The organism is Granulicella sp. 5B5 (assembly GCF_014083945.1).
Lineage (GTDB): Bacteria > Acidobacteriota > Terriglobia > Terriglobales > Acidobacteriaceae > Granulicella.
The window spans coordinates 1,332,362-1,351,029 of sequence record NZ_CP046444.1 but is presented as its reverse complement, the minus strand read 5'-3'; the positions used below and the strand labels follow the sequence as shown (position 1 = coordinate 1,351,029).

General features: G+C 63.1%; 19 protein-coding genes. 5 read left to right on the top strand and 14 right to left on the bottom strand.

All coding sequences use genetic code 11. From position 1 onward, the window contains the following. Positions 1-156: 156 nt before the first annotated feature. On the bottom strand, positions 157-1,746 hold the full coding sequence (locus tag GOB94_RS05900) for a YifB family Mg chelatase-like AAA ATPase (protein WP_182277932.1): 1,590 nt from the start codon (positions 1,744-1,746) through the stop codon (positions 157-159). Positions 1,747-1,815: 69 nt separating this feature from the next. On the opposite strand from GOB94_RS05900, the gene GOB94_RS05895 reads away from it, so the two are divergent. Both GOB94_RS05895 and GOB94_RS05890 read left to right on the top strand, forming a co-directional pair. Continuing rightward, a complete protein-coding gene (locus GOB94_RS05895; RefSeq protein ID WP_182277931.1) occupies positions 1,816-2,316 on the top strand; it encodes a hypothetical protein in 501 nt (166 codons plus the stop codon). Further along, positions 2,297-3,814 (top strand): L-serine ammonia-lyase, encoded by a 1,518-nt coding sequence (locus GOB94_RS05890; RefSeq protein ID WP_182277930.1) that lies wholly within the window; start codon positions 2,297-2,299, stop codon positions 3,812-3,814. Before GOB94_RS05895 ends, GOB94_RS05890 begins: the two co-directional genes overlap by 20 nt. A 9-nt stretch (positions 3,815-3,823) precedes the next feature. On the opposite strand, the gene GOB94_RS05885 is transcribed toward GOB94_RS05890, so the two are convergent. Continuing rightward, the gene (locus GOB94_RS05885; protein WP_182277929.1) at positions 3,824-4,585 is read right to left on the bottom strand and encodes a class I SAM-dependent methyltransferase; all 762 of its coding nucleotides are present in this window, start codon (positions 4,583-4,585) and stop codon (positions 3,824-3,826) included. 418 nt (positions 4,586-5,003) lie between these two features. Here GOB94_RS05885 and GOB94_RS05880 point away from each other — a divergent pair, with 418 nt between their 5' ends. Continuing rightward, complete coding sequence (locus GOB94_RS05880; RefSeq protein ID WP_182277928.1) at positions 5,004-5,708, top strand: RsmE family RNA methyltransferase; 705 nt, start codon at positions 5,004-5,006, stop codon at positions 5,706-5,708. Positions 5,709-5,776: 68 nt separating this feature from the next. Here GOB94_RS05880 and dnaJ read toward each other — a convergent pair whose 3' ends face one another. From dnaJ to GOB94_RS05855, 5 genes are all read right to left on the bottom strand, one after another. Continuing rightward, positions 5,777-6,907: a molecular chaperone DnaJ gene (gene dnaJ / locus GOB94_RS05875; RefSeq protein WP_182277927.1), complete on the bottom strand. Its 1,131-nt coding sequence runs from the start codon at positions 6,905-6,907 to the stop codon at positions 5,777-5,779. Between the two features lie 44 nt (positions 6,908-6,951). Then, positions 6,952-7,524, bottom strand: a complete 573-nt coding sequence (locus GOB94_RS05870; protein WP_182277926.1) for a nucleotide exchange factor GrpE — start codon at positions 7,522-7,524, stop codon at positions 6,952-6,954. A 167-nt stretch (positions 7,525-7,691) separates the two neighbouring features. Continuing rightward, positions 7,692-8,780, bottom strand: coding sequence for a heat-inducible transcriptional repressor HrcA (gene hrcA, locus GOB94_RS05865; RefSeq protein WP_182277925.1), 1,089 nt, complete (start codon positions 8,778-8,780; stop codon positions 7,692-7,694). Positions 8,781-8,861: 81 nt separating this feature from the next. Further along, the gene (locus GOB94_RS05860; RefSeq protein WP_182277924.1) at positions 8,862-9,692 is read right to left on the bottom strand and encodes an Mrp/NBP35 family ATP-binding protein; all 831 of its coding nucleotides are present in this window, start codon (positions 9,690-9,692) and stop codon (positions 8,862-8,864) included. 46 nt (positions 9,693-9,738) lie between these two features. After that, the gene (locus GOB94_RS05855; protein WP_182277923.1) at positions 9,739-10,260 is read right to left on the bottom strand and encodes an acyl-CoA thioesterase; all 522 of its coding nucleotides are present in this window, start codon (positions 10,258-10,260) and stop codon (positions 9,739-9,741) included. Positions 10,261-10,335: 75 nt separating this feature from the next. Between GOB94_RS05855 and GOB94_RS05850 the strand changes: the two genes are divergently transcribed. Further along, positions 10,336-10,629 carry a tetratricopeptide repeat protein gene (locus GOB94_RS05850; RefSeq protein WP_255484265.1) on the top strand — a complete coding sequence of 98 codons (294 nt, stop codon included), beginning with the start codon at positions 10,336-10,338 and terminating at the stop codon, positions 10,627-10,629. 15 nt (positions 10,630-10,644) lie between these two features. Here the strand turns inward: GOB94_RS05850 and GOB94_RS05845 are convergent, their stop codons facing one another. The 4 genes from GOB94_RS05845 to ftsY all read right to left on the bottom strand — a co-directional run bounded on the left by GOB94_RS05845 (position 10,645) and on the right by ftsY (position 13,796). Further along, a complete protein-coding gene (locus GOB94_RS05845) occupies positions 10,645-11,298 on the bottom strand; it encodes a riboflavin synthase (RefSeq protein WP_182277921.1) in 654 nt (217 codons plus the stop codon). Positions 11,299-11,340: 42 nt separating this feature from the next. Beyond that, positions 11,341-12,504, bottom strand: coding sequence for a bifunctional diaminohydroxyphosphoribosylaminopyrimidine deaminase/5-amino-6-(5-phosphoribosylamino)uracil reductase RibD (gene ribD / locus GOB94_RS05840; RefSeq protein WP_182277920.1), 1,164 nt, complete (start codon positions 12,502-12,504; stop codon positions 11,341-11,343). Next, a complete protein-coding gene (locus GOB94_RS05835) occupies positions 12,438-12,698 on the bottom strand; it encodes a hypothetical protein (RefSeq protein WP_182277919.1) in 261 nt (86 codons plus the stop codon). The genes ribD and GOB94_RS05835 overlap by 67 nt, the downstream gene beginning before the upstream one ends. A gap of 117 nt (positions 12,699-12,815) precedes the next feature. Further along, the gene (gene ftsY, locus GOB94_RS05830; RefSeq protein WP_182277918.1) at positions 12,816-13,796 is read right to left on the bottom strand and encodes a signal recognition particle-docking protein FtsY; all 981 of its coding nucleotides are present in this window, start codon (positions 13,794-13,796) and stop codon (positions 12,816-12,818) included. A gap of 321 nt (positions 13,797-14,117) precedes the next feature. Between ftsY and GOB94_RS05825 the strand changes: the two genes are divergently transcribed. Then, positions 14,118-14,315, top strand: a complete 198-nt coding sequence (locus tag GOB94_RS05825; protein WP_182277917.1) for a hypothetical protein — start codon at positions 14,118-14,120, stop codon at positions 14,313-14,315. 288 nt (positions 14,316-14,603) lie between these two features. Here GOB94_RS05825 and GOB94_RS05820 read toward each other — a convergent pair whose 3' ends face one another. From GOB94_RS05820 to plsY, 3 genes are all read right to left on the bottom strand, one after another. Continuing rightward, on the bottom strand, positions 14,604-16,667 hold the full coding sequence (locus tag GOB94_RS05820; RefSeq protein WP_182277916.1) for a M1 family metallopeptidase: 2,064 nt from the start codon (positions 16,665-16,667) through the stop codon (positions 14,604-14,606). Positions 16,668-16,925: 258 nt separating this feature from the next. Then, a complete protein-coding gene (locus GOB94_RS05815) occupies positions 16,926-17,936 on the bottom strand; it encodes an NAD(P)H-dependent glycerol-3-phosphate dehydrogenase (RefSeq protein WP_182277915.1) in 1,011 nt (336 codons plus the stop codon). A 46-nt stretch (positions 17,937-17,982) separates the two neighbouring features. Further along, a complete protein-coding gene (gene plsY / locus GOB94_RS05810; protein WP_182277914.1) occupies positions 17,983-18,615 on the bottom strand; it encodes a glycerol-3-phosphate 1-O-acyltransferase PlsY in 633 nt (210 codons plus the stop codon). Between the last annotated feature and the right edge of the window lie 53 nt (positions 18,616-18,668).

Genomic DNA, 18,668 nt, shown 5'->3' with positions numbered 1-18,668 from the left:
CCTACATCTAGCAAGATAAGGCTTCATGACCCCGAGGTCAATCTTTTTTTAGGAAGAATTGACGGCTGCATATACAGAAAACGGGAATTTGGGGGTGTCAGGCAAGGCTTGTGCCAAATTGAAGACCCCGGTGGTCGATGAAGCTCCGGACGACAGTTAGGCCCAGTAGCTTCTGTCGAGGGTGCGGTACTGGATGGCCTCGGCGATGTGCTTGACGGCGATGGTGGGTGCGGCGTCGAGGTCGGCGATGGTGCGGGCGACTTTGAGGATGCGGTCGTGGGCGCGTGCGGAGAGGCCTTGCTGCAGCATGGCGCGCTCGAGGAGGCGTTCGGCGTCGGAGGCGAGCTCGCAGAAGGTGCGGATCTGCTGGGTAGTCATCTGCGAGTTGGAGAAGACGGCGCGGCCAGCAGGGCGGGTGGTGGTGGGGACTCGTGTGGGGTGTTCGAGGAAGCGCTGGTGCTGACGCTCGCGGGCGGCGAGGACGCGAGTGCGGATCTCGGCTGAGCCTTCGGCGGCGGTGCCGCTGCGGAGCTCTTTGTACTGCACGGCTGGGACCTCGATGTGGATGTCGATGCGGTCGAGGAGCGGGCCGGAGACTTTGGAGACGTAACGCTGGATCATGGGCGGGGTGCACATGCAGTCGCGCGAGGGATCGTTGAAGTAGCCGCAGGGGCAGGGATTCATGGCGGCGGCGAGCATGAAGCGGGCGGGGAAGCTGAGCGACATGGCGGCGCGCGAGATGGTGACGTTGCCGTCTTCGAGCGGCTGGCGGAGGACCTCGAGGACGTTGCGGGGGAACTCGGGTAGCTCATCTAAAAACAACAAGCCGTTATGTGCCAGAGACACCTCGCCGGGGCGCGGGATCATGCCGCCGCCGATGAGGCCTGCGTCGGAGATGGTGTGGTGCGGGCTGCGGAAGGGGCGGTGAGTGACGAGGCCGGCATCTTTATCGAGGACACCGGCGACGGAGTGGATCTTGGTGGTTTCGAGGGCTTCTTCAAAACGTAGCGGAGCGAGGATCGAGGGGAGGCGTTTTGCGAGCATGGTCTTGCCGCTGCCGGGTGGGCCGATCATGAGGATGTTGTGACCGCCAGCGGCGGCGACCTCGAGTGCACGCTTGGCGACGTGCTGCCCGCGGACGTCGCGGAAGTCGGCGTGGTATTCAACGGCTTCGGAGAGGAGCGTGGAGGTGTTGACCTTGAGCGGCTGGATAAAGAGGTTACCCTGCGTAGTGGAGTTGAGCAGCTCGCGGACTTCTAGAAGGGAGCGCACGGGGTAGACGTTGACACCTTCGACGACGGCGGCTTCGCGCGCGTTGGCAGCGGGGATGATGAGATTCTTGATCTTTGCGGCGCGGGCGGCTATGGCGATGGGCAGCATGCCCTGCACGGCGCGGAGCGAGCCGTCGAGCCCAAGCTCGCCGACGAGGACGAAGTCGGAGAGGTCTTTGATGGAGAGACCGCCGTAGGCGCCGAGGATGCCGATGGCGATGGGGAGATCGAAGCCGGAGCCTTCTTTTTTGAGATCGGCGGGTGCGAGGTTGATGGTGATGCGGGTGGGCGGGATGTCGAAGCCGGAGTTCTTGATGGCTGAGCGGACGCGGTCGCGGGACTCGCGGACGGCGGCGTCGGGGAGACCGACGGTGGCAAAGATCTCTTTTTCAACCTGGGCGCCGAAGTCGACTTCTACGTCAATGATGTGGGCGTCGATGCCGTAGACGGCTGCGCTGCGGGCTTTGAAGAGCATTTGCCTGGTCTGTCCTTGAGGCCGGAGGTGCGGCAAGTGTAGCATCCCGGCGAAGGTGGAGGCGATGACATGATGGCGCGGAAGCTGGTTCCGGTGAAGAAGACGGCGATGAAAGCCGTGACGAAGGCAGTTGCTAAGAAGAGTGTCGCGAAGAAGAGTACGGGTGTCTCTGCGACCTATAGACGATTGGCGCTCGCGTTGCCATATGTGGTGGAGGACTCGCATATGAGGGCTGCGGATTTTCGGATTGAACTTGCTGGGAAGCGGAGGATCTTTGCGACGCTGGCGTATGAGAGTAAGGGGCAAGGAACCTTGATGCTCGATGCGGAGCAGCAGGCTGCGTTTCTTGAGGAAGCGCCGGAGTATTTTTCTGTTGTGCCGGGTGGGTGGGGAAGGACTGGGGCGACGCTGGTGATGCTCGATGCGCCGGAGAGTGTGTTGGCGGGCGGGCTGGAGACGGCGCACCGGCATACGCTGGGGAAGATGCAGGCTGTTCGCGTGAAGACAAAGGCCAAGATACAGCGCCTACAATCGAAGCTGGTGAATGACGATGAATACGAGTTTGTTTGAGTTGTTCAAGGTGGGGATCGGGCCTTCGAGCTCGCATACGGTGGGGCCGATGCGGGCGGCGTTGAGTTTTGTGCGTGAGCTGGCACGGCGTGGCGAGTTTGGTGTGGCAGGCAATGTATCCACCGCTGCGCTCGCTGTGGACTTGTATGGGTCGCTGGCGTTGACGGGCATTGGGCATGCGACTGACCGCGCGGTGATGATGGGGCTGCTGGAGGAGTCGCCGGATACTGTGGACCTGCAGACGATTGATGCCCGGCTTGAGGCGCTGCGAGAGACGAAGATGCTGAAGCTGCTGGGGGAGCATGCGGTGCGGTTCGACCCTGCGGTGGACCTACGGTTTCACCGCGACCAGATGTATCCGGAGGCAGGTGTGGAGACGCATCCGAATGGGATGCGGTTTACGGCGCTTAATGCGGAAGGATGCGTGGTGTTTTCGCAGGTGTACTACTCGGTGGGTGGTGGGTTTATTTTGACCGCGGAGGAGTTTGCTGCGGCTGATGGTGGCGTGAAGAAGCGCGATGTGCCGTATCCGTTTTCGAGTGCGGATGAGTTGCTGTGGTTGAGCGATGAGCACGGGCTGACAATTGCGGAGATGGTGCTGGCGAATGAGATGGCGCTGCTGAAGGATGCGACGATTCTGCGGCGGGTAGAGAGAATTATTTCGCCGGAGCGACCGGGAAACACGATTGCGCCGCCGATGAATGCCCTGACACCGGAGGAACTGGTGAAGTCGGCGATCCTGTCGTTGTGGGGGACGATGGCGGAGAGCATCGAACGCGGGAAGACGACCGAAGGGACGTTACCGGGTGGGCTGAATGTGCGGAGGCGAGCGCCAGGGTTGGCGCGGCGGTTGGCGGCGATGGATGAGGCTGGCAAAGTTCGCGATCCACTGGCGCCGCTGGATAGTGTGACGCTGGTGGCGATGGCGGTGAATGAGGAGAATGCAGCGGGTGGGCGTGTGGTGACGGCTCCGACGAACGGCGCGGCGGGAGTGGTGCCGGCGATTGCGTACTACTATCTGCATCATGCTTCGGATGAGTTGAGTGAGAGCGAGCGAGAGGCGGGGTTGCTGCGGTATTTTTTGACGGCGGCGGCGATTGGGATTCTGTACAAGGAGAATGCTTCGATCAGCGGTGCGGAGGTAGGGTGCCAGGGTGAGGTGGGCGTGGCGTGTTCGATGGCGGCGGGTGGGTTGGTGGCGGCGTTGGGTGGTGATGCTCGCGCGGTGGAGGGCGCGGCGGAGATTGCGATGGAGCACAACCTGGGGATGACGTGCGATCCGATTGGTGGGCTAGTACAGATTCCTTGCATCGAGCGCAATGGGATGGGTGCGGTGAAGGCGGTGAATGCGGCGCGGCTGGCGATGAATGATCAGGGCGTGCATAAGGTGTCGCTCGATCAGGTGATCGAGACGATGTACCGCACGGGGATGGACATGCAGTCGCGGTATAAGGAGACGAGTCTGGCTGGACTCGCGCTGAATATTATCGAGTGCTGAGGCTGGCGGCTATGCGAAGCGGCCGGCGCTGATCCAGCAGGTAGTGGGTTGGGTGAGAGCATCATTGATGGCGTAACGGTGGAAGAAGTCTTCGAGTGCGCGAAGGAAGGGCGGGAAGCGCGGGTCGTCGGGCTTGGGGGTCATGGAGAGTGACATGGCGTGGCCTAGGAAGGCGTCCCAGTCATGTGCGAGTTCTCCGTCAATTTCTTCGTGGTGCCAGTCGCGGGTGAAGAGGGTGTGCAGGTCTTCGTGAATGCGGTAGCCGGCGCGTACATAGGTGTAGTCGGTGCCGTGGTCGATGAGTAGCCGCTCGAAGTCGCGAGACTGCGGGGAGTCGTCTTTGGCGCGGCCGATGGAGACGAGAGTGACCCAGCCGTCGGGCTTGAGGATGCGGCGGAACTCGGCGAGAGCGCGGTCGCGGTCGAACCAGTGGAAGGCGCGGCCGGCTGCGACGAGGTCGATGGAGTGCTCGGCGAGGGTTGTGTGCTCGGCGGTGGCGTCAACGACGGTGAGAGAGGGATGTTGTGTCTGCAGTGCGGTGCAGAGTGCGCGCATCTCGGCGTTGGGTTCAATGGCGATGACGGGATTGCCGTTGGCGAGGAAGACTTCGGTCAACATGCCTGTGCCTGCGCCGATGTCGGCGACGCGGTGTTGCGGCGTAAGGCCACACCATTCGCGGAGGCGCATGAGCACTGGTTCCGCGGGGTAACGCTGACGATAGCGGTCGTAGTCTTCGGCGCGGCCGGTGAAGCGTTGTGCATTGAGAGACATGTTCTATTGGATGCAGCTTGACGATTTGAGGATGAGAATGAGACGTGTTTGTGTGGGCCATGAGGCCCCGCACTGGATGGGATGCAGCGTTCGTGCGATGAGGAGAGAGACGGTGTGTGAGTTGGGGATTCAAATGCGGCGATAGGAGGTTAAAAATTTTGCTTGCGAAGGCACGTTTTTTTCTTGACTCTTACGCGCGAGAAAACAATACTCTCGTTAGTTGCTTCATGCATGTGAACGCAACGTCGATGGCAACATCGAATGGGAGCGCAGGCAAACGCAACCAAGGCAAAGCATCAACCTAAAGGCAACACACTCAGGGAGCGCACACGATGCGCTCCCTGAGGTGTTTTCGGCTAGTGTTCATGCGGGTTTGCGAGGGGTGTTACATGGCGCGCGATCGAAGTATGCTGGGTGCATGACACGACGCCGATGGATCGCCGACGAGAGAACAGAGACCACTGCAACGCTGACGGGAGAGCAGGCCATGCATCTGGCCCGGGTGCTGCGTGCGCAGCCGGGACAGATCTTCGATGTGGTTGCGGGAGGTTTTTTGCACCGCGCCGAGGTTGTGTCGGCGGACGAGAGTGCAGTGGTGTTTGCTCTACATGAAGAGCTTGAAGCGGAGGCGGCTCTGCCGGTGCATCTGCTGATGGCTGTGTTCAAGTTCCACCACATGGAGTGGGGGATCGAGAAGGCGACAGAGCTGGGTGCTGCACGCATCACGCCCGTGCTTGCGCGAAGAACGGAGAAGCACCTTGCGCAGGCTGCGGGGAAGCGCGTGGATCGATGGCGGAGAATTGTGCTGGAGGCAGCGAAGCAGTCGCGCAGGACGGATGTGCCGGTGGTGGATGATCCGTTGATGCTGAAGGCTGCGCTCGGTAATGTTACGGCGGTTACGAAGTTGCTGCTTGCGGAGACTGAGCAGGAGAGCACTTTGAGCGCAGGGTTGGTGGATGCGCGCGATGTGGCATTGGCGATTGGACCTGAGGGTGGATGGACTCCGGAGGAGATGGCGTTGTTCGAGACCTCAGGATGGAAGAGTGTGACGCTGGGGCCGAGGATTCTACGGGCGGAGACAGCGGCGATTGCAGGACTGGCGGTTTGTGCGTCTGTGTTGTGAAGGACGCTCCACATAAGAAAACAGCGACCGGAGTGCGGTCGCTGTTTTTGTTTGCATAGACTGAGGGGTTAGCTGAACATCTCCTTGACTTTGCTGAAGAGGCCGCGAGCGTGTGGAGTGTTCTCGACGGTGATGGTTTCGGAGAGTTGCTTGAGGAGGTCTTTCTGTTGCTTGGTGAGCTTGCCCGGTGTTTGAACGCGGATTTCGACGACGAGGTCGCCTTTGCCGTGGGCGTTGAGGTGGGGGACGCCTTTACCCCGGAGCTTGAACTCGCGGCCGCTCTGAGTGCCTTCGGGGACTTTGAGGGTTTCGATGCCTTCGAGGGTTTCGATTTCGAGCTCGGCACCGAGCGCTGCTTGCGGGAAGCTGATAGGAATGACGCAATGAAGGTCGTCTCCGTCACGCTCGAAGAACTTGTGCTGCTTGATATCGAGGACGACGTAGAGATCGCCAGCGGGGCCGCCGAAGCGACCGGCTTCGCCTTCGCCGGAGTAACGGATGCGGGTGTCCTGCTCGACGCCGGCGGGGACCTTGACGAGAATCTTGTGCTCGCGGAGGACGCGGGTGTCGCCTTTGCAGGTGGTGCAGGGTGTGCGGATGACCGAGCCGGTGCCACTGCAGACAGGGCAGGTGCGAGCGACGGAGAAGAATCCCTGCTGTGAGCGGATCTGGCCGCGACCGCCGCACTGCTGACAGGTTTCAGGCTGTTTGCCGCTGGAGGAGCCAGTGCCGTGGCAGTCGTCGCAGGGTTCGGCGCGGCGGATGCTGATCTCGCGCTCGATGCCGAAGACGGCCTCTTCGAACTCAAGCTTCATGTTGAACTGGAGGTCGCGGCCGCGCTGTTGGCGTGAGGCGCGGCGGTTGCCGCCCATGTTGAACATCTCGCCGAAGAGATCGCCGAAGATGTCGCCGAGGTCGCCTTGCTGAAAGGGCGAGCCGCCGCCTGCAAAGGGGTTGCCGGCTCCGCTGACACCAGCATGGCCGTAGCGGTCGTAGGCCGCGCGCTTGTCGGGGTCAGAGAGGACCTGGTAGGCCTCGCTGCAGGCTTTAAACTTCTCCTCCGCCTCCGGGTTGTTCGGATTGCGGTCGGGGTGGAACTGCATGGCGAGTTTGCGGTAGGCGGACTTGATCTCGACGTCAGTGGCGGTGCGTTCGACGGAGAGGACTTCGTAGTAGTCAAGCTTCATAGTGGTGGGCATAGGGCAGTCAGGTGACGAGTTGGTACGTGATACGCGGAGCGAAGCTACTCGCTCTTTTGAGCTGCGTTGGTGGCGATGCGGACCAGCGCAGGGCGAAGGAGTTTGTCACGGAGCTTGTAGCCGCGGCGGATCTCCTCGAGGACCTGGTGGTCAGGATGCTCCACTGTTTCGATGCTGCCGAGGGCCTCGTGGATGCGGGGGTCGAACTGGGCACCGACGGACTCAACGGGCTGGACTTGCAGCGTGCGGAGGGCTTCGTCCATCTGCTTGAGGATGAGCTCGACACCGGTGCGGAGCTGGTTGACGTCGCCGGTGGCCTTGAGGGCGAGGGCGAAGTTGTCCATGACGCCGAGGAAGGGCTCGACGGTGGACTGGACGGCGTGGTCGCGGGAGTCCTGGCGCTCCTTAATCTCGCGCTTACGGGCGTTGTCGAACTCGGCCTGGAGGCGGGCGAAGCGGTCCTGCGACTGAGTGAGCTGCAGGGCAAGCTGGTCGCGCTCTGCGCGGAGCTGCTCGATATCGGATGTGTCGGTGGCGCTGGCTTCGGTACCGGCTTCGAGTTCGACGACCGGGGTTTCGGTTGCTTCAGTCTGCTCGGTGTGTGTCTCAGTTCTCATGGATGTGTCCTCTTGAGTGGTCCGGCTTCGCGACCATTGGGCGAAGCGGTCTTTCAGGGTGGTCATGGATGATCCTGTCTCGGCTCAATGGCGAGTGTGTCCCTGGGGAGAGTATCCCAGTTTCTAGTGTCTCTTAATGTGCGGGTGCGCGTCGCGCGATGGCGGCTTTACGAGGTGAAGGATTCAGGGAGCTCGCCGGTGGCGTTGCGCTGGAGAAGGCGGGCGATGTAGCCAACGGCGTCGATGGCGCTTTGGTAGTGCATGCGCTGGGGGCCGATGATGGCGACGGTGCCGAGGGCGGTCTCGGGGTTGTCCGTACCGATGCGCGCGGGGGCGGCGATGAGGACGAGGCCCGCCATGTTGGGGTCCTGCTGGTCGAGATCGAAGATGACGCGGACGGAGTCCTGGCGGGCGTCGATGTAGGCGTTGAGTAGCTCGATGAGGCGTTGTTTTTCCTCGAGGGCGGCGAGCATTTGGCGGAGCCGATCGCGTTCGAGGAGCGACTGGGGAAGAGAGATGAGGTTCGCTACGCCGTCAATGTAGACGGCCTGCTGCTGCGCGGTGTCGGTTGGGATGGCGCGGGACCAAAGTTCCACTGCGTCGGAGAGCTGACGGTAGGCGCTACGTTCCTGCTCGACGCGGCGGGCCAGTTCGGTGCGGACGCGGTCGATGTTCCAGCCGCGGAAGTGTTCGTTGAGGAAGTTGGCAGCGGTTTCAAGCTGGACAGAGGAGAGGTCGTGGTCGAGTGCGAGGACGCGATCGCGGACCATGCCACTGCGCGTGACAACCACGGCGAGGATTCGCTGCGATGCGAGACGGCTGAAGTGGATGTGCTCAAGGAGATCGGTGGATGCGGCGGCACCGATGGCGAGGCCGACGCCGCTGGAGAGAGCGGCGAGGACATGCGAGGTGCGTTCGAGGAGAGCGGACTCGCCGGCGATGCCCGCGAAGGAGGTGTCAATGCGTGACTGAAGCGCTGTGCGTGGTGCGTCGGGTGTGTTGCGGCCGGTGAGGGTGGCGACGTAGAGGCGAAAGGCTTCGGCAGAGGGGATGCGGCCGGCGGAGGTGTGCGGCTGCTCAAGGAGGCCGGCGTCGGCTAGCTCGGCCATCTCGTTGCGAATGGTGGCCGAGCTGAAGGTCTTGGCGAAGGCCGTCTGCGCGAGCGCACCTGAGCTGACCGGCTCGCCGGTGGTGATGTAGCTGTCGATGATCGCGGTGAGGATCTCGCGCTGACGGGTTGTGATGGGACGTGCCATGGTTGGTATTCGAGTAGACCTGAGCAGAAGAGCAACTGCAAACGCGGCGTACGCAGAGAGCGCGGCGTTACGCAGCGAACTCTAAGTGATCTCGAGTATGTTCTCCTGCGTGGCTGCGATCTGCTCGGCGCGTTCGACGACTTTGGCGGCGATGGCAGCGAATTCTTTGCCGCGGGCGGATGTGTCACCGGCGAGCGCTGCAGGCAGGCCTTTGTCGCCACCTTCGCGGACCTGCGGGTCGAGATCGACAGAGCCGAGGAAAGGCAGGTTGTACTGCCGGGCGGTCTGTTCGGTGGAACCAGCGCCGAAGACGTCGATGACGGTGCCGTCGGGGAGCGTCATCTGGCTCATGTTCTCGACGAGGCCGATGACTTCGACGTTGACCTGGTGGAACATCTCGAGGGCTTTGCGGGCGTCCTGCAGCGCGACCGATGAGCCGGTGGAGACGACGACTGCGCCGGTGAGCGGGACGGTCTGGACGAGCGAGATGACGACATCGCCGGTGCCTGGGGGGAGATCGACGATGAGGTAGTCGAGCTCGCCCCAGAGGACCTGCTGGAGGAACTGGCGGATGATCTGGTGCAGCATGGGGCCGCGCATGACCATGGGCTTGTCGCCGGGGGAGATGAGGCCGATGGAGATGAACTTGACGCCGTGCGCGGTGAGAGGCTCCATCATATTGCCGTCGAGGATGCTGGGCTGACGCGTGGTGCCGAGCATGGTGGGGACGTTGGGGCCGTAGATGTCGGCGTCGATGAGACCGACGCTGTAGCCCAGCTTCGCGAGTGAGATGGCGAGGTTGACGGAGACGGTGGTCTTGCCGACTCCGCCTTTGCCGGAGCCGACGGCGATGATGTGCTGGATGCCGGGGAGAGCCTGTGGGCCGGGTGGTGTTGCGTGCGAGTGTGCCATGTGGTGCCTCTTCTGAAGATGCTGGAAACGAGATGCTGGATGTGAGTTAGATGTGCCACTCGGGTGTGAGCGTGGCGCGGAGCTCTTTTTTTCTGGCGACTTCGCCGGAGCGCATCTCGCGGCGGCGGCCTGCGTCCTCGAAGCGGCGGTGCTGGTGCTCGGTTTCGGGAACGATATGGGGGACGGGGACGCGCTTACCGGTGTGATCGACGGCGACGAAGGTGAGGTAGGCCGAGGATACGTGACGCAGGGTGCCGGCGTGGACATCCTCGACCATGGCTTTGACACCAACTTCCATCGAAGTGTTGAAGGCGCGGTTGACGCTGGCTTTAAGAATGAGGATGTCGCCGACCTTGACGGGGGCGACGAAGTCGAGGTGGTCCATCGACACGGTGATGGGGATGGCCCGGGAGTGACGGCTGGCGGTCATGGCTCCGACGAGGTCGATGAACTGCATGAGGCGGCCGCCGAAGAGGTTGCCGAGCGGGTTGGTGTCGCCGGGGAAGATGATCTCGGAGCGCTCGGACTGCGAGTCGAAGACCGGACGAGAGGGATGCGCGTCGCTCATGAAACCATTGTAAATTGCCGCGACCGTGCGAGTCTGGTTGCCCCAACGTAGGATGGAAGCATGGACAGAATTGCGATGTTGAACGAGATCCTGCAGCAGAACCCGGGCGATGCCTTTGCGCGCTATGGGCTCGCGATGGCGTATGTAGCCGAAGGCAAGCGAGAAGAGGCGCTGAAGGAGTTTGCCGAGACGATTGAGCGCAGCCCGGAGTATGTGCCTGCGTATCAGATGTCGGCACAGGAATTGCTAAAGGCCGGCCGAGTTGATGAGGCTAAGGCGCGGCTGGAGGCCGGGATTGCGGTGTGTCAGAGGACCGGTAACAGCCATGCAGCCAGCGAGATGAGCGCGATGCTGGATGAGATTGGTTAGCGTTGCCCCGAGTTGCTAGTACCCATTGGCGATCAGGTAAGGCTCGGTGAGCCAGTCGCTTTCGGCATGGCGGTGCTGGGCGGCGGCGTACTTGGCGAGTACATCGGTTTCGATGTTCATGCGGGTACCGGGCTTGAGTGTGTGCAGATTGGTGGCCGCGTAGGTGTGCGGAATGATGGCGACTTCGATGCGGAGGCCGTTCAGCTTGGCGATGGTGAGGCTGATGCCGTCGAGTGTAATAGAGCCTTGTGAGATGACCTGCGTCGCGAGCTGTGGGGGGAGTTCCACAGTGAGACGCCAGTCGGTGGTGGCTAAGTCGTCGTGGATTGGGGCGATTGAGATGAGCGTTGCGGTGGCGTCGACGTGACCCTGCACGACGTGGCCGCCGAGGGGAGAGCCGGCGGGTGTGGGGAGCTCCAGGTTGACGGTGGTGCCGACGGTGAGTAAGCCGAGGGTGGTGCGCTCGAGGGTTTCGGCGGCGAGGTCGGCTGCGAATTGATGGGGGTCGTCGACAGGGATGGCGGTGAGACACGTGCCGTTGACGGCTATGCTGTCGCCAGTACGCCAGCGGTTGGCGAGCGCAGGGGCTGCGATGATGATGCGGGTTGCGCCTTCGCCGGGGGTGAGCGATGCAATGGTGCCGGTGGCTTCGATGAGTCCTGTGAACATAGTAAGTACAGGGTATAGGGAATCGGGGAGTAGGGAATAGTCCTACACGTTAGACCAGGGGTCGTGGAGGTAGCCGGTGATGCGGATGTCGGTGGTGCCTTCGTTGGGGAACGTCTCGTGCGAAGTGCGGGTGAGACGTTGCTGGATGACGTAGGGGGATTCGTAGCCCTGGGCGAAGGGGACTCCGTTGAGGCCGAACTCGCGTTCGGAGTAGTAGAGGACTAGTTTGTCGACCAGGTCGGCGCGGAGCAGCGCGCCGTTGATGGCCGCCCCGGCCTCGACGAGGATGCTTTGGATGTTGCGGGCTGCGAGTGCTGTCAGCAGAGTGTTCAGGTTGAGGCGGCCTTCGTGCGGATGGAGGCGGAGGAGTTGCGCGCCGAGGGCGAGGCGTTCGTACTCGGCGGGGAGAGGTGCTTCGTTGGAGCAAACGAGGAGGAGGTCGTCGGCTGCTGTGGTGATGAGTTTGCTGTTGAGCGGGGTGCGGAGCTCGCTGTCGAGGACGATGCGGAGTAGCGGGCGGCGGCGGGGGAGGCCGGAGCGGTCGGTGAGTGAGGGGTCGTCGGCGAGCACGGTGCCGATGCCGGTGAGGATGGCGTCGACGGCATGGCGGAGAGGTTGGACGCTGGTACGAGCGGCTGGGCCGGTGACCCAGTGCGGTGCGATGGAGGTGCGTTCCGTTGGCGGTGGCGCGAGCTTGCCGTCGACCGAGAGCGCGGCTTTGAGGGTGATGAAGGGGCGCTTGTGCTGGATGAAGAAGGTGAAGGCGTCGTTGAGGGTGCGGGCTTCGAGAGCGAGCGGCGAGGCGGGATCGAGGATGATCGTCTCGATGCCTGCGGCGCGGAGTTTGGCGATGCCGCTGCCGCTGACGAGTGGGTTGGGGTCTACGGTTGCGATGACGCAGCGGATTATTCCTGCCTTGATGAGGGCGTCGGAGCAGGGGCCGGTGCGGCCGTGGTGTGAGCAGGGTTCGAGGGTGACGTAGGCGGTTGCGCCCTGGATGTTGTGGCCGAGTGATGCGGCTTGTTTAAGTGCGACGATCTCGGCGTGGTCGTAGGTGTCGTAGTGATGCGCGCCCTGGCCGAGGATGGTTTCGCCGCTGGCGAGGACACAGCCTACGGTTGGGTTCGGAGAGGTGAGGCCTACCGCGGTGCGCGCCAGACCCAGTGCGGTTGCGAGGTGCTGTTCGTCGAGCGGCAGAAGTGGCATGCGTTCTCAGAATAGCTGTTGAGGGCGATGCGGCGCACGGTGAAGGTGTGGTCGGGTACGGTCACGATCTCGCCGTAGGTGCTGACGAGGCCGTTTTCGGTCTGGATGAAGTCGGTGGACGGGTGCGCGCTGGCGGTCCGGACGCTTCCGAAGGGAGAGAACGAAGGCAAAGAAAAGTGCAAGGAGGTGCTCATATGGCTCTCCGAAGCTGCTTGGGGGGTGCGATCTGTAAGGGAAGCATCGGCCAAGCTGGCAGAGATGTAGATACCACTTTTGGGGAAGATTTGTCTTTCTTTGCGACAGCTGATGAATCAGTCGAGGAGCGAATCGACGAAGGCGTTGGCATCAAAGGGGATGATGTCTTCGAGCTTTTCGCCGACGCCACAGTACCGAACCGGGAGGCCGAGGTCGTGGGCGATGGCGACGACGATTCCGCCCTTGGCGGAGCCGTCGAGCTTGGTGAGGACGATGCCGGTGACGTGGGCGGCCTCGGTGAAGAGGCGGGCCTGCTGTAATCCGTTTTGGCCAGTCGTAGCGTCGATGACGAGGAGCGTCTGGTGCGGGGCGCCGGGGATGAGTTTTTCGGCGGTGCGGCGCATCTTGTCGAGCTCCTTCATCAGGTCGGACTTGGTGTGGAGGCGTCCGGCGGTGTCGACGAGGAGGATGTTGGTGCTGCGGGCCTTGGCGGCGGCGAGGGCGTCGTAGAGGGCTGCTGAGGGATCGCCACCCTGCTTGGTCTTGATGAGGTCGACGCCGGAGCGGTCGGCCCAGACTTCAAGCTGCTCTATGGCGGCGGCGCGGAAGGTGTCAGCGGCGCAGAGCAGGACGGTGTTGCCGTCACGGTGGAACTGGGCGGCGAGCTTGCCGCTGGTGGTGGTCTTGCCGGCACCGTTGACGCCGACCATCATGATGACTTCGGGTGAGGTGGATGGGTGGATGACCGGTTTTGCTGCATCCACCGCGCGCAGAATCGAGAGGATCTCGGCTTTGAGGTGGCGCTTGAGCTCGGCGCCGTCGGAGATGCCCTTGCGGAGGGCGAGGTCGCGGAGGTTGGCGATGATCTGCTGCGTGGTGGAGGAGCCGATGTCGGAGGCGAGGAGGGCGAACTCGAGGTCGTCGAGCGAGGCCTCGTCGACCTCGCGGGTGAGGGCGACGACGGAGGAGATGGAGCTGGCGAGCGATTCGCGGGTGCGGGTGACCGCCTGCTTCATGCGGTCGAAGAGGCCGCGGGGCTGCTGCTCGGGTTCCGGAGTTTCCGGGGTTTCGCGCTTGCCGAAGAGAGAGAAAGCCATCGCCTTTCAGTGTAGCGGAGCGGTTGCGGGGGCGCTGACCCTCCCCCGGTTTGGGGGCTATGATCCGCAGCGGATTGGAGTTAGCGGTGTATACCCTTTCGTTTGCACTTTGGTAGGGGGATACGAAGCTAGATGCGAGATTCGAGTTGAGAAAGAGCCTGAGACGACGAAACCCGGCGCTGGGCCGGGTTTTCCTACTCTCTATTGTACGTGGTGTGTCAAGGGGCATCCTGCGAATCCATGTCTCGGAGGCAAGACGTGGGGCACCCGGTGGTTAAGGGTTGGCATCGTAAGAGAAGTGGCCGTAAGGAGGCTTTTCCCATGGTTACGACTGATAACAGAACGGCAGACCGGTGGTTGCAGCGGTTTCCGAACAGGACCATCTTTACGTTACTGGCGGTGATGGTGCTGGCGGTTGTGATTGGCACGATCTTTTTTGTGGCGATGCGTCCCAGCGCGGGTGGGGCGACGCAGCCGGACCAGAACCAGAGCCAGCCTATGCAGGCGCATCCGCAGTAAGTGCAGTGAGCAGTGGTGCTGAGCGGAGAGTGTGGGTCTCTCCGCTCCTAGGTTTTTAAGGCCCAGGGCTAAAGCCCTTCTTGCCGGGCGTCGGTTTCAGGGGCCTGAAGGCCCCTGCTCCCTCCGGGGTGCGCTCGCGCCTGTGGCGCTTGCTGCGGCAAAGGCTTTCACGCAGAGGGCGCAAAGTAAAAGCCCGCAAAGGTCGCAAAGAAAAAGCGAGCAACGGCCAATGCAAACGCAGATTCCCTTCGGGAACGACAAACCAGAAGGGAATCTGCGGACACGCTGCTACGGCAGGGTGAAGGTGTTATTGGTGCGGTTGTCGTCGGGGAGGACGTGGTCGGGGTCGATGACGACGGTGGTGACGGGTTTGTCGCCGTGGAAGGTGAAGTTGGCCACGCCCTTGGAGAGCCAGGCTTCGACAGGGATGCGGATGCGCTCGTTGGTGCCGTCCTTGTAGTTGACCTGGAGGGTGGCGGGCAGGACGAGCGGGCGGAGGTTGGCGACCGTGACAATGACGCCCTTGGTGGGATCGTCACCGACGTACTTGGCATTCTCGACAGCGAGGTCAAGGGTCCAGTTGTTCATGTACCAGCCGCGCCAGAAGTAGCTGAGGTCCTCGCCGCCTTCGCTCTCCATCTCGCGGAAGAAGTCGGAGGGGCGGGGGTGTTTGAAGGCCCAGTCGCGGATGTACTTGCGGAAGGCCCAGTCGAAGCGCTCGGGGCCGAGGATCTGCTCGCGGAGGAGGACGTTGCCGTAGGCGCCCTTGAAGTACTGGACGGGATGGCCGAGGTTGCCGGGGAAGCCGTCGGCGCGGGTGAGGATGGGCGGGGCGATGGGGTTGTCGAGGACCTTGAGGATGGTGTCGGGCGGTTCGCCGCCGGCTGAGTACTCGCTGTCGCGCTTGGGACCGTACTTGCCGTGGGCGTAGTCCTCGGACTCGAAGATGTCGATGAAGGTGTTGAAGCCCTCGTCCATGAAGGCGTAGCGGCGCTCGTTGGAGCCGACGATCATCGGGAACCAGTCGTGGCCGATCTCGTGGGCGGTGACCCAGAAGAGGAAGCTGCCGTTGTCGTGGATGCCGTCGAAGACGACGCCGGGGTACTCCATGCCGGTGGAGAAGCCAGCGACGGAGATGGCATTGGGGTACGGGTAGGGGTACCAGCGCTTCGACATGTTTTCGACGGTGTCTTTGACGTACTCGGTGGACTTGGTCCAGGCGTCATCGCCGACGCTTTCGACCGGGTAGACGGACATGGCTAGCTGGACTTTGCCGGGGGCTAGCTGGTTCGGTAAGCCCTCACGCTTGACGTTCATTCGGGCCGCGTCCCAGACGAAGGTGGGCGAGGCGGAGAAGACGACGTCGCGGGTGTGGTCCATGTGGAAGTGCCAGGTGAGGGTGCCGGATTGCTTGGGGCGGCTGGCGGGGTCGGTGGTCTCGTCGGGCTTGCGGATGTAGACGGTGGCGTCGGAGTGGCGGGCCTGCTCAAGGCGGGCGATCTCGGTTTTGGTGAGGACGTCGGATTCATTCATGAGCTCGCCGGAGCCGGCGACGATGAAGTTCCAGGGGACGGTGACGTAGTAGTCGAAGTGGCCGTACTCGAGGTAGAACTCGGAGCCGATGTAGGGAAGCGTGTCCCAGCCGCGGATGTCGTCGTAGACGCACATGCGGGGGTACCACTGGGCCATGTCGTAGATCTCGCCGTGCTCGGCTTTGCCCCAGGAGGTGCGGCCGCCCCAGACGCCGGGGATGGTGTAGTGGTACTTGATGTGGATGCGGAGATGGCCGCCCTTGGGTGCGAGGGGTTTGGCGAGGCGGACCTGCATGCGGGTGTCGGCTACGACGTAGTCGGCCTTGGTGAGGTGGCCGGGAGCGTCTTCGATCTGGACGGAGTCGAACTCGATGCCGTTGGTGGTGCCGCGCTCGCCGCGCTCACGGGCTGGGGCGCCGCCGGGACGGGTGCGGCGCTCGCCGCCGACGGGCGAGCCGAGGTTGTGGGAGCGGGAGTCCTCGCGGTAGGTGTTCTGCTCGAGGTGAATCCAGAGCGAGGTGAGGGTGTCCGGGGAGTTGTTGGTGTAGGTGATGATCTCGGAGTTGGTGAGGATCTTTTTCTCGGTATCGATGCTGGCGTGCATCTCGTAGTCGGCTTCATTCTGCCAGTAGGAGGGGCCGGGTGCTCCGTTGGAGGAGCGGTAGGCGTTGACAGGGCCGGGTAGTGTGAGTGGTGCGAAGGTGATGCGGGGGTCGAATGTGCTTGTGGGGGTGTCGGGCTTGGCGGTAGGGGACTGCGCGAGTGCGAGCGACGCTGTGGCGAGCAGGGACAGCAGAGGCAGACGAAGTGTGGACTTCATGGAGATCCTTTGAGGTGAAAGGGTGCGTATAGCCCGGACGGCAGCTCGCGGCTTGGCGAGGGGTAAGGGCCTGATGGTGACGATACAGGTTGAGACGGTGAGGCGGTGGGGAAAGTCGCAGGGCGCTCGCTTCGCTCGCGCGGGAAGCAGGTTCCTCGCTGCGCTCGGAATGACAGAAAGAAAGGCAAGAGCAAAGGCTTTGAACGCAGAGGGCGCAATGTTTAACCGCAGTGTATGCAGAAGGAGGAGCTGCGGTGGTTACTCGGTGCGGCCAGGGCGGGTCATGAGGTTGCGGATGGCGTCCTGCGGGGATTTGTCTTCGTAGAGGACGGCGTGCATCTGCTCGGTGATGGGCATCTCGACGTTGTGGCGCTGGGCGAGGCCGAGGGCGGCGGTGGTGGTGCGGACGCCTTCGGCGACCTTGCCGTTGAGGGAGGCGATGATCTCGTGGAGCTTGCGGCCTTTGCCGAGCTCAACGCCGACGGTGCGGTTGCGGGAGAGGCCGCCGGTGCAGGTGAGGACGAGGTCGCCGACGCCGGAGAGGCCGGAGAGGGTTTCGCGCTGGCCGCCGCAGGCGACGGCGAGGCGGGTCATCTCGGCGATGCCGCGGGTGATGAGGGCGGCGGTGACGTTATTGCCCAACTCGAGGCCGGTGACGACGCCGGCGGCGAGGGCGATGACATTTTTTAGCGCCCCGCCGAGCTCGGTGCCGGGGACGTCGTCGTTGCGGTAGACGCGGAGGGACTCGGAGGTGAAGTCGTTCTGGAGTCGCTCGCCGAGCGCGGGGTCTTCGGTGGCGATGGTGATGGCGGTGGGCATGGCGGCGGCGACCTCCTGCGCGAAGGACGGGCCGCCGAGGGTGCCGACGAGGTTTTGCGGGGCGAGCTCGTGCATGATCTCGGAGATGCGGAGGTAGGTTTTTTCTTCGACGCCCTTGCTGGCGGAGAGCAGGATTTGTTGCGGCCGAAGTGCCGGAATCATCTGCTGCAGGGTGGCGCGGAGGGCTTGTGAGGGGGTGACGCAGAGGATGATCTCGGCGGCGGGTTGGTTTTGGGGCGCGATGGCGTCAGAGAGGGACGAGGTGACGCGGATGGAGGGCGGGACGGGGAAGCCGGGGAGATAGCGGGTGTTGGTGCGGGCTGCGGCGATGTCGTCGGCGTGGGCGGGCGAGTGGGCCCAGAGGGTGAGGGAGTGGCCTCCGCGGCGGGCTAGTGAGATGGCGAGGGCGGTGCCCCAGGACCCGGCTCCGATGACGGCGATGCGGCTCATGATGATTCCTTGTAGGAAGTAGGGAATAGGGAGTAGGGCGTCAGGATTAGGCGGGTTTCTTCTGGCCGAGGCGGCTTTCGGTGCCCTGGAGAAGTCTGGAGATGTTGGCGCTGTGTCGCCAGATGCAGACGAGGCCGACGATGGCCACGCTGGGGACGAGTGCAACGCTGCGGGGATGCGTGAAGAAGAACGCGAAGATGGGGATGGAGGCTGCCGCGAGGATGGAACCGAGTGAGACGTAGCGGGTGAGCGCGACGATGACGATGAAGAGCGCCAGTGCCGAGAGCGCGGCGACGGGGACGAGGGCGAGGAAGACTCCCAAGGCTGTGGCGATGCCCTTGCCGCCTTTGAAGCGGAGCCAGACAGGGAAGATGTTGGCGAGGACGCAGATGACGGCGGCGCTGGCGGCTAGTGGGCTGAGTGCGAAGGTGATGCCGGGCTGTGTCTGGCGGGCGATGAGGAGAGCGAAGTAGACGGCGGTGTATCCCTTAAGGGCGTCGAGGGCGAGCGTGAGCATGGCCAGGCCCTTTTTGCCGGAGCGGGCGACGTTGGTAGCGCCGATGTTGCCGGAGCCGACGGCGCGGATGTCCTGCTTAAGGAAGAAGCGGACGAGAAGGTAGCCGAAGGGGATGGAGCCGATGAGGTAGGCCAGCGCCAGAGTGAGGAGGATGCGGGTCATAGCAGTCACTGGTGAGTGTAGCAAGGGTGGGTGAAGAGAGGGGGCAGAGGCGC

What these genes read in the sequence shown, in the direction of transcription:
- GOB94_RS05820 (WP_182277916.1), bottom strand. Translation starts at nt 16,667, where the DNA reads ATGAAGTCCACACTTCGTCTGCCTCTGCTGTCCCTGCTCGCCACAGCG.
- GOB94_RS05885 (WP_182277929.1), bottom strand. Translation starts at nt 4,585, where the DNA reads ATGTCTCTCAATGCACAACGCTTCACCGGCCGCGCCGAAGACTACGAC.
- GOB94_RS05870 (WP_182277926.1), bottom strand. Translation starts at nt 7,524, where the DNA reads ATGAGAACTGAGACACACACCGAGCAGACTGAAGCAACCGAAACCCCG.
- hrcA (WP_182277925.1), bottom strand. Translation starts at nt 8,780, where the DNA reads ATGGCACGTCCCATCACAACCCGTCAGCGCGAGATCCTCACCGCGATC.
- GOB94_RS05835 (WP_182277919.1), bottom strand. Translation starts at nt 12,698, where the DNA reads ATGAGCACCTCCTTGCACTTTTCTTTGCCTTCGTTCTCTCCCTTCGGA.
- GOB94_RS05855 (WP_182277923.1), bottom strand. Translation starts at nt 10,260, where the DNA reads ATGAGCGACGCGCATCCCTCTCGTCCGGTCTTCGACTCGCAGTCCGAG.
- GOB94_RS05895 (WP_182277931.1), top strand. Translation starts at nt 1,816, where the DNA reads ATGATGGCGCGGAAGCTGGTTCCGGTGAAGAAGACGGCGATGAAAGCC.
- GOB94_RS05880 (WP_182277928.1), top strand. Translation starts at nt 5,004, where the DNA reads ATGACACGACGCCGATGGATCGCCGACGAGAGAACAGAGACCACTGCA.
- plsY (WP_182277914.1), bottom strand. Translation starts at nt 18,615, where the DNA reads ATGACCCGCATCCTCCTCACTCTGGCGCTGGCCTACCTCATCGGCTCC.
- ribD (WP_182277920.1), bottom strand. Translation starts at nt 12,504, where the DNA reads ATGCCACTTCTGCCGCTCGACGAACAGCACCTCGCAACCGCACTGGGT.
- dnaJ (WP_182277927.1), bottom strand. Translation starts at nt 6,907, where the DNA reads ATGCCCACCACTATGAAGCTTGACTACTACGAAGTCCTCTCCGTCGAA.
- GOB94_RS05890 (WP_182277930.1), top strand. Translation starts at nt 2,297, where the DNA reads ATGAATACGAGTTTGTTTGAGTTGTTCAAGGTGGGGATCGGGCCTTCG.
- GOB94_RS05860 (WP_182277924.1), bottom strand. Translation starts at nt 9,692, where the DNA reads ATGGCACACTCGCACGCAACACCACCCGGCCCACAGGCTCTCCCCGGC.
- GOB94_RS05825 (WP_182277917.1), top strand. Translation starts at nt 14,118, where the DNA reads ATGGTTACGACTGATAACAGAACGGCAGACCGGTGGTTGCAGCGGTTT.
- GOB94_RS05900 (WP_182277932.1), bottom strand. Translation starts at nt 1,746, where the DNA reads ATGCTCTTCAAAGCCCGCAGCGCAGCCGTCTACGGCATCGACGCCCAC.
- GOB94_RS05815 (WP_182277915.1), bottom strand. Translation starts at nt 17,936, where the DNA reads ATGAGCCGCATCGCCGTCATCGGAGCCGGGTCCTGGGGCACCGCCCTC.
- GOB94_RS05850 (WP_255484265.1), top strand. Translation starts at nt 10,336, where the DNA reads ATGTTGAACGAGATCCTGCAGCAGAACCCGGGCGATGCCTTTGCGCGC.
- GOB94_RS05845 (WP_182277921.1), bottom strand. Translation starts at nt 11,298, where the DNA reads ATGTTCACAGGACTCATCGAAGCCACCGGCACCATTGCATCGCTCACC.
- ftsY (WP_182277918.1), bottom strand. Translation starts at nt 13,796, where the DNA reads ATGGCTTTCTCTCTCTTCGGCAAGCGCGAAACCCCGGAAACTCCGGAA.